The sequence below is a fragment of the Glycomyces lechevalierae genome (genome assembly GCF_027622945.1).
Taxonomy (GTDB): Bacteria; Actinomycetota; Actinomycetes; order Mycobacteriales; family Micromonosporaceae; genus Glycomyces; species Glycomyces rutgersensis.
The window spans coordinates 445,045-459,341 of record NZ_JAPZVQ010000003.1; the positions used below are offsets into that span (position 1 = coordinate 445,045).

Here is a 14,297-nt window from a genome sequence, read left to right on the forward strand (position 1 = left end):
AACGAAGGAAGCAGTACATGTCCGCTGAAGTGTTCTACGACGACGACGCCGATCTGGCCCTCATCCAGGGCAAGAAGGTCGCCGTCCTCGGCTACGGCTCGCAGGGCCACGCCCACTCGCTGAGCCTCCGCGACTCCGGGGTCGAGGTCGTCATCGGCCTGCAGGAGGGCTCGAAGTCGCGCCCGAAGGCCGAGGAGGCGGGCCTGAAGGTGCTCACTCCGGCCGAGGCCGCCGCGTGGGCCGACGTCATCATGATCCTCGTTCCGGACACGGCGCAGGCCAAGCTGTACGCCGACGAGATCGCCCCGAACCTGTCCGCCGGGAAGAGCCTCTTCTTCGGCCACGGGTTCAACATCCGCTACGACCTGATCCAGGCCCCGGCGGACGTGAACGTCGCCATGGTCGCCCCGAAGGGCCCGGGCCACATGGTCCGCCGCCAGTTCGTGGACGGCAAGGGCGTCCCCGCGCTCATCGCGGTGGAGCAGGACCCGTCGGGCGACACCCAGGCGGTGGCGCTCTCCTACGCGAAGGCGATCGGCGGCACCCGCGCGGGCGTCCTGAAGACCACCTTCAAGGAGGAGACCGAGACCGACCTGTTCGGCGAGCAGGCCGTGCTGTGCGGCGGCGCCGCCGAGCTCATCAAGGCCGGCTTCGAGACCCTGGTTGAGGCGGGCTACGCCCCCGAGGCAGCGTACTTCGAGTGCCTGCACGAGCTCAAGCTGATCGTGGACATGATCTACGAGGGCGGCATCGCCAACATGTGGTACTCCGTCTCCGACACCGCCGAGTACGGCGGGCTCACCCGCGGCCCGCGCGTCGTCAACGCCGACACCAAGGCCGAGATGAAGCGCATCCTCACCGAGATCCAGGACGGCACCTTCGCCAAGGAATGGGTCGCCGAGTCCGAGAAGCGCGAGAACTACAAGAAGCTCCAGCAGGAGCAGAACGACCACCCGATCGAGGAGACGGGCGCCAAGATGCGCGCCCTCATGCCTTGGGTGCAGCGCAAAATTACCGAAACTGCCTAATTCGGTACAAAATGAAAGGCCGGGAACCGCGCAATGGTTCCCGGCCTTTTTCGGCGTCCAGAAGCCAGGGCGCGCGGCGCGGCGATTCTAGATTTCCGGAATCTGAGCTAGAATTGCAGACATGGCACTGAGTATCAAGAGCCCGACGGCCGACCAGCTTGCACGCGAACTGATCGCCGCCACCGGCGAATCCCTGACCGAGGCCGTGGAGACGGCGATCCGAGAACGGTTGGACCGCCAGGCCCGGAGCTCCCGCGCGCGGCGCATCCGCCACCGCCTGGACGCACTCCGCGCCGAGTTCCGGTCCTTGCCGGTCTTGGATGCCCGCTCCGCTGACGAGATCATCGGCTATGACGAGAACGGCCTGCCCGCGTGACCGAAACGGACGACATCGTTGTGGACACTTCGGCCGTCGTTGCGGTCGTGAGCGACGAGCCTGGTGCCGACTGGCTGGCGGAGACGCTGGCGCAGACGACCGCTGCTGTCATGCCCGCGGCGACCTACCTCGAACTCGGCATCGTCCTCGAATCCCGCCTTGGACCTTCCGGTACGGGCGCGGCCGCTCGGTTTCTCCGCGACGCCGAGATCGAAATCGTCGATGTCACTGCAATGGCCGCTGAGCGGGCGCTCGAATCATGGCGCAGATTCGGGAAGGGGCGGCATCCCGCCAAATTGAACTTCGGCGACTGCATCGTTTACGGAGTCGCCGCTGAGCTCGATTGGCCGATCCTTTGCGTGGGTGAAGACTTCGTTCAGACCGACATCGCGGTCTTGAGGCCGCCGCTGGAAGGCGACGCATGAATGCGCGGGTTTCGTTCTGCCGCTGGGTGCAGCGCAAGATCACGGAAACGGCGTAGCCGAGTAGTGATCCATGTGATCAGCACCGAGACCGCTTAAGTCTCGACAGGTCTGAAAAGGGCCGGGAACCGCAATGCGGTTCCCGGCCTTTTGCGTTCAGGCGAATGCCCCTGCCTTCGCGGCCGTCACGGCTGCTTGGGCGGCTCGGTCGGCGGCCGCTCCGTCGATGGGGTCGCCGGTGATGAGGAGGCGGTAGTAGAGCGGGGCGGAGACGGCGCGGATGAGTTCGGTGGGGGAGGTGCCGGCGGGGATCTCGCCGCGTTCGATCGCGGCGGTGACGCAGGGGGCCCATTCCTCGGTGCGGGTGTCGTAGAAGCGGTGGAGGGCGTCGGCGGTCTGGGGGTCGCACGAGGCGGCGGTGATGAGGGCCTTGAAGAGCGGGCCTTGGCGTGGATCGCTCAATGTGGACTGGACGAGGCGGGCTTGCGCGGTGAGGTCGCCGAGGAGCGAGCCGGTCTCGGTGCGGGGCAACGAATCCGCGGCCATCTCGTTGAGGAGGTCGGCGACGAGGCCGGGGACGGTGCCCCAGCGGCGGTAGACGGTGGTCTTGCCGACGCCGGCGCGGCGGGCGATCTCGGCGAGGTCGAGGCGGTCGAAGCCGTCCTCGGCGAGGGCGTCGCCGGCGGCGCGGAGCACGGCCTCGCGGGTCTTCGCGGTGCGGCCGCCGGGCCTGACGGTGCCGGGTTCGGGACGCTCGTCACTCATAACGGGACTCCAGTTGCATTAAAGGCGCTTCGTGGGCTAGCTTAGTCGAAGTTCTTAACGGAACTGTAGAACCTTTAGAAGGGATCCGTCATGGAATACCGCAGGCTCGGCGCCTCAGGCCTCCACGTCCCCGCCCTCAGTTTCGGCGCGGGCACCTTCGGCGGGCGCGGCCCGCTGTTCAGCGCCTGGGGCGACACCGACACCGACCAGGCCCGCCGCATGGTCGACATGGCGCTGGACGCCGGGGTGAATATGTTCGACTCGGCCGACGTCTACTCCGACGGCGAGTCCGAGCGCGTCCTCGGCCAGGCCCTCAAGGGCCGCAGGGAGAAAGCCCTCATCTCCACCAAGGCCGCCCTCCCCATGGGCGACGGCCCCGCCGACGCGGGCACCGGCCGCGCCCGCCTCATCAGGTCCGTCGAAGCCGCGCTCACCCGCCTCGGCACCGACTACATCGACCTCTTCCAGCTCCACGCCTTCGACGCGGGCACCCCGGTCGAAGAGACCGTGAGCGCCCTCGACGACCTCGTGAAGGCCGGCAAGCTCCGCTACATCGGCGTCTCGAACTTCGCCGGCTGGCAGCTCATGAAGTCCCTCGCGGCCGCCGACGCGCACGGCTGGACCCGCTATGCGGCGCACCAGGTCTACTACTCCCTTGTGGGCCGCGACTACGAGTGGGAGCTCATGCCGCTCGGCCACGACCAGGGCGTGGGCGCGGTCGTCTGGAGCCCGCTCGGCTGGGGCCGCCTCACCGGCAAGATCCGCCGCGGGCAGCCGCTCCCGGAAGGCAGCCGCCTCCACGAGACCGCCCAGTGGGGCCCGCCGGTCGCCGACGAGCTCCTCTACGACGTGGTCGACGTCCTCGACGAACTCAGCGAGGAGACCGGGAAGACCGTCCCGCAGATCGCCCTCAACTGGCTCCTGCGCCGCCCCACCGTCGCCTCCGTCATCATCGGCGCCCGCAACGAGCGCCAGCTCCAGGACAACCTCGGCGCGATCGGCTGGGAGCTCACGGCCGACCAGGTCGCGCGCCTGGACAAGGCCAGCGGCCGCACCGCGCCCTACCCCTACTACCCGTACGAGAGCCAGGAGGGCTTCGCCCGCCTCAACCCGCCGCTCATCCCCGTCGCCGAGTGATCCGGGCGATCGGGGCCGCGGGCGTCCCGGCGGCGCGATGATGGAGGCGGACCCCCATATCGGCGCCGTCGGGATCCCGCGCGGCAGGCCTTCGACCGACCGCGCGGCCGTCCCGGCGTGCATCCCTACGCCACGAGGAGGCACACCATGCCGAAGACATCCAAGGCGAGCGCCACCGAGCACATGACGCTCGAGGGCTACGAGGGCCACTTCACCGAGCTCGACACGGGCTACACCGTCGCGTTCGAGAGCTACTCGTCCGACGCCGACCTCGCCGACTACTTCAAGGGCCTGCCCGACGACCGCTGCCAGTGCCCGCACTGGGGCTACGTCTTCTCCGGGAAGGTGATGTTCAAGACCGCGGACGGCGACGAGACCTTCGAGGCCGGGGACGCCTACCACGTCGGCCCCGGGCACACGCCCGTCCTCTACGAGGGCACCGAGGTCGTGGAGTTCAGCCCCACCAAGGAGCTGCAGCAGACGATCGACGTGGTCACGAAGAACATGGAGGCGTTCGGCTGAGGACCGGGTTCCCGGGCCTGAGGCTGTGACGTGACTCGCGTCTATCCTTGGGGGGTGGTTGACCAAGCGGTGAAGACGTACCAGGTGAAGACGTACGGCTGTCAGATGAACGTGCACGACTCCGAGCGCATCGGGGGCCTGCTCGAAGAGGCCGGGTACGTGCCCGCCGACGGCGACGCCGCACCCGACCTCGTCGTGTTCAACACCTGCGCGGTGCGCGAGAACGCGGACAACAAGCTCTACGGCAACCTCAGCCACCTCGCGCCCGCGAAGCGCGAGAACCCTGACATGCAGATCGCCGTGGGCGGCTGCCTCGCGCAGAAGGACCGCGGCGAGATCGTCAAGCGCGCCCCCTGGGTCGACGCCGTGTTCGGGACGCACAACATCGGCTCGCTGCCGGTGCTCCTGGAGCGAGCCCGCCACAACCACGAGGCCGAGGTCGAGATCCTCGAGTCCCTCGAGACGTTCCCCTCGGCCCTCCCCACGAAGCGCGACTCGACCTACTCCGGTTGGGTCTCGATCTCGGTGGGCTGCAACAACACCTGCACGTTCTGCATCGTGCCGAGCCTGCGCGGCAAGGAGAAGGACCGCCGCCCCGGCGAGATCCTGGCCGAGGTCCAGGCCCTCGTCGACGAAGGCGTCTCGGAGGTCACCCTCCTGGGCCAGAACGTGAACACCTACGGCGTCGAGTTCGGCGACAAGCTCGCCTTCGGCAAGCTCCTGCGCGCGTGCGGCGAGATCGACGGCCTGGAGCGCGTGCGCTTCACCAGCCCGCACCCCAAGAACTTCACGGACGACGTGATCGCGGCGATGGCCGAGACCCCGAACGTCTGCCACTCGCTCCACATGCCGCTCCAGTCCGGCTCGGACCGCGTGCTCAAGGAGATGCGCCGCTCCTACCGCTCCGCGAAGTACCTGGAGATCCTGGACAAGGTCCGCGAGGCCATGCCGGACGCGGCGATCACCACCGACATCATCGTGGGCTTCCCCGGCGAGACCGAAGAGGACTTCCAGGCGACCCTCGACGTGGTCGAGAAGGCCCGCTTCTCCAGCGCCTTCACCTTCCAGTACTCGATCCGCCCGGGCACCCCGGCGGCGACGATGGAGGACCAGATCCCCAAGGCCGTCGTCCAGGAACGCTACGAACGCCTTGTGGCCCTGCAAGAGCGCGTCTCCTGGGAGGAGAACCGCAAGCTCGAGGGCACCGAGGTCGAGGTCCTGGTGACCGTCGGGGACGGCCGCAAGGACGCCGCCACCGGCCGCCTCTCGGGCCGCGCCCGCGACGGCCGCCTCGTCCACTTCAACGTGACCCCGAGCGAGACCGGTCCGACCGGGAACGCCGAGGGCGTGCGCCCCGGCGACGTCGTCACGACCGTGGTCACCTACGGCGCCCCGCACCACCTCGTCGCCGACGGCGAGATCCTCTCCCACCGCGCCACCAAGGCCGGCGACGCCTGGGCCGCGGGCAAGGCCACCAAGCTCCCCGGCGTCAGCCTCGGCATGCCGGGCATCGGCAAGAAGCCGCTCCCGAAGCAGGAAGGCCCCGCCTGCGCCTGCTGAGCAAGTGATATCACCTCGTTCAAGTGCTATCATCGAAGCATGAAACAGCTGCTCCTCCGCGTCGACGACGATCTCCACGCGCGCCTCACCGAGCGGGCGAAGCGTGAGCACCGGTCGGTCAACGCGATCGCGAACGAGATCCTGTCCGTCATCGGCGAGAGCGACGGCCGCAGCGCGACCGAGAAGGTCAAGGCCCGGGCCGCGGCCCTCGGCATGCTCGCGTCCCCGCTGAAGGTCGCGAAGGAAGCGCCGCCCGTGAAGGACGTCGAGGCCTTGCGCTCCCGGGTGCTCGACTCGATGCGCGGCATCGGGCCCGTCGTCGACGAGATGTTCGACGAGGACCGGGACCGCCTGCTGTGATCGTCTACGCCGACTCGTCCGTGCTGGCCCGCTCGTACCTGCCCGACGAGCGCGGCCACGCCGAGGCCCTCAAGCTGCTGCGCGACCCCGAGGTCCTCGTCGTCACCGGCTCCTGGACCCGCATCGAAGTCGCCGGTGCCCTCGTCCGCACCGCCCGCGCCAAGCGCCGCGACAAGGACCAGCTCCTCGACATCTGGCAGGCCGACACCGCCCCCGAAGGCCCGATCACGATCATCTCCGCACCGCAGGACGAGGTCGAACGAGAGGCCTTCGAGATCGTCGCCACCCACGGCATCCGCGCCATGGACGCCTGGCACATCGCCACCGCCACCCTCCTCCTCCCCGACCTCGCCGCAGGAGAGCCCTACGCCTTCGCCTCCCGCGACAAGGAGCAGGCCGCAGTGGCCGAACTCCGCGGCTTCACCCTCATCTAGCGGGACGCGAACCGAAACTTGACATTGACACGGTGTCAAGGCGTTCACTGGGGTGCAGGAGGTGGTCCCCATCAACACGGAACACACGAACACCCGGCTCACCGCGGCCCTCGCCGCGGGAACTCCGTCGGTGAGGCTCAAGGCCGCGCTCGCGATCGGCACCGACCCCGACCCCGCGCTGCTCGACGCCCTCATGGCGCGCTGCGCGGTCGAACCCGACTTCTACGTGCGGGACATGCTCACCTGGGCCCTGACCCGGCTCCCCGTGGAATTGACGGTGCCGCGCCTGCTCGCCGAGCTCGACTCGGCGGTCTCGCAGGCCCGGAGCCAAGCGCTGCACACGCTCTCGAAGATCGGGGACGTCCGGGCCTGGCCCGCGATGACATCGACGTTGCTGCGCGACCTGGATGACGAGGTCGCCCGCGCCGCGTGGCGCGCCGCCGTAGCGGTGGTGCCGGACGGCGAGGAACGCGGTCTCGCCGAGGAACTGGCCTCCCAGCTCGGGCGCGGCGGACGCGAAGTGCAGCTCAGCCTCAGCCGGGCCCTGATCGCCCTCGGAGCACTCGTCGAGCCGGTCCTGAAGCGGGCGAAGGAGAGCGACGTCCCGGGCGTAGCGGCCCACGCGGCCGCCACGCAGCGGCTGCTCGAGGACCCGGACGCCGCGTTCGAACTCGACGTCAAGGAGGCGAAGCGCGTCTTCGCCCTCGGCACGGAAGGCTGAGCCCATGCTGATCGGTGAGGTCGCTCGGCGCTCGGGCGTGAGCGCCCGGATGCTCCGGCACTACGAGTCCCTGGGGCTCGTGGCGCCGACCGGCCGCACCGTCGGCGGATACCGCGAGTACGCCGAAGCGGACATCCAGCGGATCTTCCATGTGGAGTCCCTGCGGACCCTGGGTCTCTCCCTGCGCCAGATCGGACAGGTCCTGGACGACCCGGGGTTCGCCCCGGCCGCGCTCATCGGCGAGCTCATCCGCGAGACCGAGCGCCGCCTGGCCCGCGAACAGGAACTCCTCAAACGCCTCCGCGCGGTCGACGCCTCCGAACCCGACGAGTGGGAGTCCGTACTGCGGATCGTCGAGCTCCTGCGCGGCCTCGGTTCCCCCAGCGCCGCAAGACGACAGCAGACCGTCCTCGCCCCTGAGGCGGACGTGCCCGCCCCGGTTCTCGCCGAAGCGGCGCTCGCCGAAGCCGATCCGCACGTCGCAGGCGCCCTGCGCTGGGCGCTCGCCCGTGTGGACGAGGACGTGGTGGCGAGTCTCGTTCCCGGCCTCGAATCCGAGGACGCCGAGGTGCGGCGGCGCGCGGTCCGGGTCCTCGCAGACCTCCCGGGGGAGGAGCCGGTCGCCGCGCTGACCAGCGCGCTCGCCGACCCGGACCCGCAGGTGCGCGGGCACGCGGCACTCGCGCTGGGCGCGCGAGGCAGCGCCGAAGCGGTGCCGGTCCTGGTCGCGATGATCGTCGCAGGCGTGAACGACGTGGACGCGGCGGAAGTCCTGGGCGCCTTGGCAAGCGGCCAGGGGCTCGCGGACTCGATCAAGCTAGCCCTGGTCAACGAACTCGCCGCGCCCGCAGCGAGTCACGCGGTGCGGATGCGACTGGTCCAAGCCCTCGTCGAACTACCGAACACCATCGCACTCGACCTGCTGCACGGCCTCACAGAAGACGAAGACCGGACAGTGGCCCGAACTTCCGCAGCTCTCGCGGACAGCATGACGAAAGCCCACCGGCGGCGTGCCGGTGGCTGAGAGCGGGGAGCGTTAAGTCCACTTCGCGCTGCCATGCCCGCATCCGGAGCTCGTCGTGATCCTCGGTCTCAAGCCCGCCTTCGGCGAGCCGATCCAGGAGATCCTGGCGTCGCCGGCGGCCGACGATCTCCTTGAGAGCGGCGTTGACGGTGCTGCTCTTCGTAAAGGTGCCGAGGATCTCGGCAGCTTGGGCGCAGAGTTCATCATCGAGATCGATAGCGATCCGCGACATCGATTTGATCTCCTCAACCTAGTCGAGCGCGAAGACCGAGCACTCCTTCTGCGAAGGAGTGTCGCGCGGCGGAATATGCCAGAATCGGTTGGCATGGAAACGGAATCCGATGTTCAGGCGCAGCGCGATTTCATGTACGGGGAGTTGGATCTCGGTTCGCTCACGATCTTCTCGGGATCGTTCATCAACTACGGATACTGGGACCAGCTCGACCCCGGCCATGAGATCTCCGTTGAGGAGCGCACCGCCAGCCAGGCCGAGCTGTACCGGCAGGTCGTCTCGCGGCTCGAACCGCAAGCGGGCCAGCGACTCCTGGAACTCGGCTCGGGTATCGGCGTGGGCGCCGCGCTCGTCGCCCGCCAGTTCGGCACGAGCGTGTCGGGCCTCGACCGCTCGCCCGCGCAACTCGCCCGGGCTGCCGAGGTCAATGCGAAGGCGCTCAAGGAACTCCCGCTCTCTTACCACGAAGGGTCCGTCACCGAGATCCCTTGGGATGAAGGCACCTTCGATGGTCTCTACTCCGTCGAAATGCTGCAGCACGTCGACGACCTCGCCGCCGTCGCCCGCGAGGCGCACCGGGTTCTCAAACCCGGCGGGAACTTCGCCGTCGCGACGTTCTTCTCGCCTGACGGCGCGGACACGTCCCAGGTCGCCGACCTGATCGAAACCGTCGCTTCCGGCGTCGACGTCATCAGGCCGGTGGGGGAGTTCGCAGCCGATCTCACCGCCGCCGGGTTCGGCGAGATCACCGTGACCTCGATCGGGACGCACGTGTGGCGGCAGTTCGACCAGTGGGTCGGCCAGACCGAACACCGCGATTCTTGGGGTCGGAACTGGTTGCGCTGCTTCGAGAGCGGCTGGGTCGACTACTTCATCGTCACCGCCCGCCGGTGACGCGAAGGGCCGGGGCGTTGCCGCCCCGGCCCTTCTGACTTCTCAGTTCGCGACGTTCAGGACGAGCTTGCCGGCCGCGTGGCCGGTCTGGCTCGCGTCCTGGGCTTTCGCCGCGTCGGCGAGCTCGTGGACCGAATCGATGCGCAGGTCGAACTTGCCGGACTCGAACAGCGCGGTCGCTTCGGCGAGCGCGTGGAAGGCACTGGAGTGGGTCGTCACTCGGGCTTCCGGGACCGAGCCGGAGAAGTCGGCGATCGTGACGACCTGCTTCGGCTCGCCGGTGACCGCCGCCAGCTCGGGCAGCGAGCCCGCGCCCGCCGCGTCGATCGCGCCGTGCACTCCTTCAGGAGCGAGCGCGGCGACGCGTTCGGCCAGGCCCTCGCCGTACACCGTCGGCTGCGCGCCGATCGAACGCAGATAGTCGTGGTTGCCCTCGCTCGCGGTACCGATGACGTTGAGGCCCTTCGCCACCGCGAACTGCACCGCGGCGCTGCCCACGGACCCGGCGGCGCCGTCGATCACCACGGTCTGCCCCTCGGCGAGCCCGAGCAGTTCCAGTGCGCGCACGGCGGTCTCCGCCGCAGTCGGCAGTGCCGCAGCGAGTTCCCAGCTCATCGACGCGGGCTTCAAGGTGAAGTGGTCCACCACGGTGTATTCGGCCTGCGCGGTCGGGCCGTACCCGATGACCTCGTCACCGACCTTCACGCCCGTGACACCCTCGCCGACCTCGTCCACAATGCCCGCCGAGTCGAAGCCGGGAATGCCGGGGAACTCGACCGGGAACAGCTCCTGCAGGTACCCGGCGCGGATCTTCCAGTCGATCGGGTTGACGGCCGCGGTGCGGACCTTGATGCGGATCTGGCCGGGCCCGGCGTGCGGCTCGGGTACTTCGGCCACGGCGAGCACTGAGGACGGACCGTACTCGGCGAAGGTGAGGGCGAACATGGCGAACCTGGCTTTCTGTCTGCGGGCCAAGGTATTCCAAGGCCGCGGGGTTGGACCGTTACCGCAGATCCAACCCTTCGAGCCGCACCGGTCATTCCGGTTCGCCCCCGCCCGTGACCATCGACGCTCTTTCGGCCCGGGGGAATAGCCGGGCGGGCGGCTCGCGCCGCCCGCCCTCAGCCCGCTAGACGAGACTGTCCTCCCACTGCCGGTGCAGCGTCGCGTACTCGCCGCCGTGGTCGATCAGCTCGTCGGGGTGGCCGTCCTCGATGATGCGGCCGTGCTCCAGCACGAGCACCCGGTCCGCGATCTCCACCGTGGACAGCCGGTGCGCGATGATGATCGCCGTCCGGTCGGCCAGGATCGTGCGCAGCGCCCGCTGCACCAGCCGCTCCGACGGGATGTCGAGCGACGAGGTCGCCTCGTCCAGGATCAGCACGCGCGGGTCCGCGAGGAACGCCCGCGCGAACACCACGAGCTGCCGCTGCCCGGCCGAGAGTCGCCCGCCGCGCTTGCGCACGTGCGTGTCGTACCCGTCAGGCAGCGCGTCGATGAACTCGTGCGCGCCCACGACCTTGGCCGCCTCGACGATCCGCTCCCGGCTCGCCCCCGGCTTGCCGAGTTCGATGTTCTCCGCGATCGTGCCGTTGAACAGGAAGTTCTCCTGCGTGATCATCACGATGTTCGCGCGCAGATCCCGCTCGGTCAGGTCCCGCAGGTCCACGCCGTCGAGCGCGACCGTGCCCGCCTTCGGGTCGTAGAACCGGCTCACGAGCTTCGCGATCGTCGTCTTCCCCGCCCCCGTGGACCCCACGAGCGCCACCGTCTGGCCGCCCGGGATGCGCAGGTCGAGCCCCGGCAGTACCACCTGGTCGTCCCGGTACTGGAACCGCACGTCGTCGAAGCGCAGTTCCCCGCGCGGCGACTCGATCGCGCGCGGCTCCTTCGGCTCGGCCACCTCCACGTCCTCATCGAGGACGCCGGAGATCTTCTCGAGCGCCGAAGTCGCCGACTGCAGCACGTTGTAGAACTGCACCAGCTCGTTCAGCGGGTCGAAGAACCGCTTCATGTACAGCAGGAACGCCGCCAGCACACCGACCTCGGTGTTGCCCTGCATGACCTGCCAGCCGCCGAACACGAGCACCACGACCGTGGCGAGGTGCCCGATGCCGCGCATCCCGCCGGACATGAACGCGTTCTGCTGGTGGCCCTTCGCCTGCGCGAACCGGTTGTCCGTGTTCAAGCCCGCGAACAGCTCCCGGTCGCGCTCCTCGCGCCGGTACGCCTGCACCGCGCGCACGCCGCCCATCGACTCCACGAAGTAGACGATGAGGAGCGCCACGGTCTCGCGCGCCCGCCGGTACGCCAGCGTCGACACCCGGTTGAACCAGCGGCCCAACAGGATCATCAGCGGGAACGTCAGCAGCGTGACCGCCGCCAGGCGCGGGTCGATCACCAGCATGACCACGGTGATCGTGACGACGTTGAGCCCGGCGAGCACCAGGTCGTCCACGCCGTTCTCGGTCATCTCCCGGATCGACTCCATGTCCGAGCTCTGCCGGGCCGTCACCCGCCCGGAGGTGAAGCGCTCGTGGAACGACACCGAGAGGTCCTGGAACTTGCGGAACACCCTGTTGCGCAGCGCGAACAGCATCGCGTTGCCGACCTTCGCCGACTGCGCGATGTACAGCCGCACCGTGATGTACTTGGTGATCGAGACGACCGCGAACGCGATCGCGATCCCGATCAGCACCGAGTAGTCCCCGCGCTCGCTGATCGCCGGGATCGCGTTGTCGATCCCGAACATCACCAGCAGCGGCGTGGCCATGCTCGTGAAGTTCTGCACCACCAGGATCGCGCACAGGAACCCGATCGCCTTCTTATGCGGCCGGATCATCGACCCCAGGAGTTTGCGCGACTGACTCCGCAGCTCCTTGATCGCCTCCGCGTCGTCCACTTCGGCGCTCGTCCGGTCGGCCTCGGCCGACTCCGCCTGCCCGCGCCAGGACACGTGCTTGTCAGCGGGCTTGTCGGTCATCGTCACGCCGCCACCTCCTCAGACTCCGCAGAGAGCACGTCCACGTACTCGGGGCTCGCGGCCATCAGCTCGGAATGCCTGCCGAACGCCGCGATCCGCCCTTCATGCAGCAGCGCAACGCGGTCCGCGAGCGCCACCGTCGACGGCCGGTGCACCACGACCAGCGCGGTCGTCTCGCGCAGCACCTGCGCCAGCGCCCGCTCCACCAGTTCCTCGGTGTGCACGTCGAGCGCGGACAGCGGGTCGTCGAGGACCAGCACGGCCGGGCGCACGACCACAGCGCGGGCGAGCGCGAGGCGCTGGCGCTGGCCGCCGGAGAGCGAGAGGCCCTGCTCGCCGATGCGGGTGTCGAGCCCGTACGGCAGGTCGTACACGAACTCGGCCTGCGCGACCCGAAGGGCCTCTTCGAGGTCCGCTTCGCTCGCGTCGGGCCGGCCGAGCGCCAGGTTCTCGCGCACGCTCATCGAGAACAGCGTGGCCTCCTCGAACGCGGTGGTCACGACCGACCGCAGGTTCGCGAGCCGCAGGTCCCGGATGTCCGTGCCGTCCAAGAGGATCCGGCCGCCGGTCGGGTCGTTGAGGCGCGAGGGCAGCGACACGAGGGTCGACTTGCCCGAGCCGGTCTTGCCGGCGATCGCGACGGTCTCGCCGGGCTTGATCCGCAGGTCGACGCCGCGCAGGATGTCGCGCGAGTCGTCCTCGTACCCGAACCGCACGTCCTCGAAGACGAGTTCGCCGCGCACCTCGCCGCGGTCGATCGCCTTCGCGCCGGGCCGGTCCTTGATCTCCGGTTCGGTGTCGAAGACCTCGTAGACGCGGTCGGCGGCCGTCATGGCCTCGTTGCCGTGGGCCATGACCCAGCCCGAGGCCTCGATCGGCCACAGCAGCGCGAGCTGCAGCATGACGAACGCGGTCAGGTCGCCCACGGTCAGGCTCCCTTCGGCGACCATGATCGAGCCGCACACGAGGACCGCGCCGATCGCGGCCGTCGCGATCGCGTCATAGCCCGACCAGGAGCGGGACGCGATGAGGCTCTTGCGGATGCCCCGGTCGCGCAGCTCGGCGGCCTCCTTCTCGAAGCGAGCGGCCATGAGCGGCCCGCGCCCGAGCGCCTTGATCGCGCGGATGCCGAGCGCGGACTCCTCCGCCGCGCTCGAGACCTCGCCGGACTGGTCCTGCTCGGACCTGGCCGCGGGCAGGTAGCCCTTGAAGAACTTGCGGCCGATGAGGAACAGCGGCACGGCCGAGGCCGCGACGATGAGGGCCAGGCGCCATTCGATGAACAGCAGCTGGCCCAGGATGATCACGATCATGCCGACCGAGGTGATGGCGAAGACCAGGCCTCCGGCGAAGAACCGCCGGATCATGCCGAGGTCGGAGGTGACGCGGGCCAGGAGCTGCCCGGTCTGCCAGCGGTCGTGGAAGCCGGTGTGCAGCCGCTGGAGGTGCTCGTAGAGTCCGGCCCGCATGTCCGCCTCGATCGCCATCGCGGTCGTGGTCTGCATGTAGCGCCGGGAGAGCTGGAGGATCGCGTCGGCCGCGCCGAGGACGGCGATGACGCCGACGATGACCCACAGGCCCCGCATGTCGCCGTCGTGGATCGGGCCGTCGATGGCCCTCCCGACGAGCGGGGGGATGGCCAGGCCGGAGGCGATGTTCAGCAGGACCATCGTCCACAGCAGCCCTAGCCGGTACCGGTAGGGGTACAGGTACTTCTTGATGCGCCACAGGTTCGTGAGAGCCGAAGGCTCTGCCGAACGCCGTGGCTTCGGATCGTCTGGTTCGGACACTTCTGGAGTTTTCAACCGCTCTGAGCCCACCGAACCACCGTACGAGCAG

At 69.1% G+C, this 14,297-nt stretch carries 16 protein-coding genes; 11 read left to right on the forward strand and 5 right to left on the reverse strand.

All coding sequences use genetic code 11. From position 1 onward, the window contains the following. Positions 1-17: 17 nt before the first annotated feature. The 3 genes from ilvC (at position 18) to O2L01_RS08385 (ending at position 1,829) form a co-directional block, all read left to right on the forward strand. Complete coding sequence (ilvC, locus tag O2L01_RS08375) at positions 18-1,028, forward strand: ketol-acid reductoisomerase (RefSeq protein WP_270121456.1); 1,011 nt, start codon at positions 18-20, stop codon at positions 1,026-1,028. A gap of 121 nt (positions 1,029-1,149) precedes the next feature. Next, the gene (locus tag O2L01_RS08380) at positions 1,150-1,404 is read left to right on the forward strand and encodes a type II toxin-antitoxin system VapB family antitoxin (RefSeq protein WP_270121457.1); all 255 of its coding nucleotides are present in this window, start codon (positions 1,150-1,152) and stop codon (positions 1,402-1,404) included. After that, positions 1,401-1,829, forward strand: a complete 429-nt coding sequence (locus tag O2L01_RS08385) for a type II toxin-antitoxin system VapC family toxin (protein WP_270121458.1) — start codon at positions 1,401-1,403, stop codon at positions 1,827-1,829. The genes O2L01_RS08380 and O2L01_RS08385 overlap by 4 nt, the downstream gene beginning before the upstream one ends. Positions 1,830-1,982: 153 nt before the next feature. On the opposite strand, the gene O2L01_RS08390 is transcribed toward O2L01_RS08385, so the two are convergent. Beyond that, positions 1,983-2,591 (reverse strand): TetR/AcrR family transcriptional regulator, encoded by a 609-nt coding sequence (locus O2L01_RS08390; protein WP_270121459.1) that lies wholly within the window; start codon positions 2,589-2,591, stop codon positions 1,983-1,985. Between the two features lie 90 nt (positions 2,592-2,681). On the opposite strand from O2L01_RS08390, the gene O2L01_RS08395 reads away from it, so the two are divergent. The 7 genes from O2L01_RS08395 to O2L01_RS08425 all read left to right on the forward strand — a co-directional run bounded on the left by O2L01_RS08395 (position 2,682) and on the right by O2L01_RS08425 (position 8,349). Then, entirely contained in the window at positions 2,682-3,728 is a 1,047-nt protein-coding gene (locus tag O2L01_RS08395) for an aldo/keto reductase (RefSeq protein ID WP_270121460.1), read from the forward strand. Between the two features lie 147 nt (positions 3,729-3,875). Then, entirely contained in the window at positions 3,876-4,250 is a 375-nt protein-coding gene (locus O2L01_RS08400) for a cupin domain-containing protein (protein ID WP_270121461.1), read from the forward strand. A gap of 54 nt (positions 4,251-4,304) precedes the next feature. Next, complete coding sequence (miaB, locus tag O2L01_RS08405; RefSeq protein WP_270121462.1) at positions 4,305-5,810, forward strand: tRNA (N6-isopentenyl adenosine(37)-C2)-methylthiotransferase MiaB; 1,506 nt, start codon at positions 4,305-4,307, stop codon at positions 5,808-5,810. Positions 5,811-5,819: 9 nt separating this feature from the next. Further along, on the forward strand, positions 5,820-6,170 hold the full coding sequence (locus O2L01_RS08410) for a toxin-antitoxin system HicB family antitoxin (RefSeq protein ID WP_270121542.1): 351 nt from the start codon (positions 5,820-5,822) through the stop codon (positions 6,168-6,170). Continuing rightward, positions 6,167-6,604, forward strand: a complete 438-nt coding sequence (locus O2L01_RS08415; protein WP_270121463.1) for a type II toxin-antitoxin system VapC family toxin — start codon at positions 6,167-6,169, stop codon at positions 6,602-6,604. The genes O2L01_RS08410 and O2L01_RS08415 overlap by 4 nt, the downstream gene beginning before the upstream one ends. 52 nt (positions 6,605-6,656) lie before the next feature. After that, positions 6,657-7,325: a HEAT repeat domain-containing protein gene (locus O2L01_RS08420; RefSeq protein WP_270121464.1), complete on the forward strand. Its 669-nt coding sequence runs from the start codon at positions 6,657-6,659 to the stop codon at positions 7,323-7,325. A 4-nt stretch (positions 7,326-7,329) separates the two neighbouring features. Next, positions 7,330-8,349 carry a HEAT repeat domain-containing protein gene (locus O2L01_RS08425; protein WP_270121465.1) on the forward strand — a complete coding sequence of 340 codons (1,020 nt, stop codon included), beginning with the start codon at positions 7,330-7,332 and terminating at the stop codon, positions 8,347-8,349. Here the strand turns inward: O2L01_RS08425 and O2L01_RS08430 are convergent. Continuing rightward, a complete protein-coding gene (locus O2L01_RS08430) occupies positions 8,258-8,527 on the reverse strand; it encodes a hypothetical protein (protein ID WP_270121543.1) in 270 nt (89 codons plus the stop codon). The genes O2L01_RS08425 and O2L01_RS08430 overlap by 92 nt on opposite strands. On the opposite strand from O2L01_RS08430, the gene O2L01_RS08435 reads away from it, so the two are divergent. Beyond that, a complete protein-coding gene (locus O2L01_RS08435; RefSeq protein ID WP_270121544.1) occupies positions 8,408-9,475 on the forward strand; it encodes a class I SAM-dependent methyltransferase in 1,068 nt (355 codons plus the stop codon). The genes O2L01_RS08430 and O2L01_RS08435 overlap by 120 nt on opposite strands. Before the next feature lie 42 nt (positions 9,476-9,517). Here the strand turns inward: O2L01_RS08435 and O2L01_RS08440 are convergent, their stop codons facing one another. The 3 genes from O2L01_RS08440 to O2L01_RS08450 form a co-directional block, all read right to left on the reverse strand. Next, a complete protein-coding gene (locus tag O2L01_RS08440) occupies positions 9,518-10,420 on the reverse strand; it encodes an NADP-dependent oxidoreductase (RefSeq protein WP_344469139.1) in 903 nt (300 codons plus the stop codon). Between the two features lie 184 nt (positions 10,421-10,604). Beyond that, positions 10,605-12,458: an ABC transporter ATP-binding protein gene (locus O2L01_RS08445; RefSeq protein WP_270121545.1), complete on the reverse strand. Its 1,854-nt coding sequence runs from the start codon at positions 12,456-12,458 to the stop codon at positions 10,605-10,607. A gap of 2 nt (positions 12,459-12,460) precedes the next feature. Then, a complete protein-coding gene (locus tag O2L01_RS08450) occupies positions 12,461-14,248 on the reverse strand; it encodes an ABC transporter ATP-binding protein (protein WP_270121467.1) in 1,788 nt (595 codons plus the stop codon). Between the last annotated feature and the right edge of the window lie 49 nt (positions 14,249-14,297).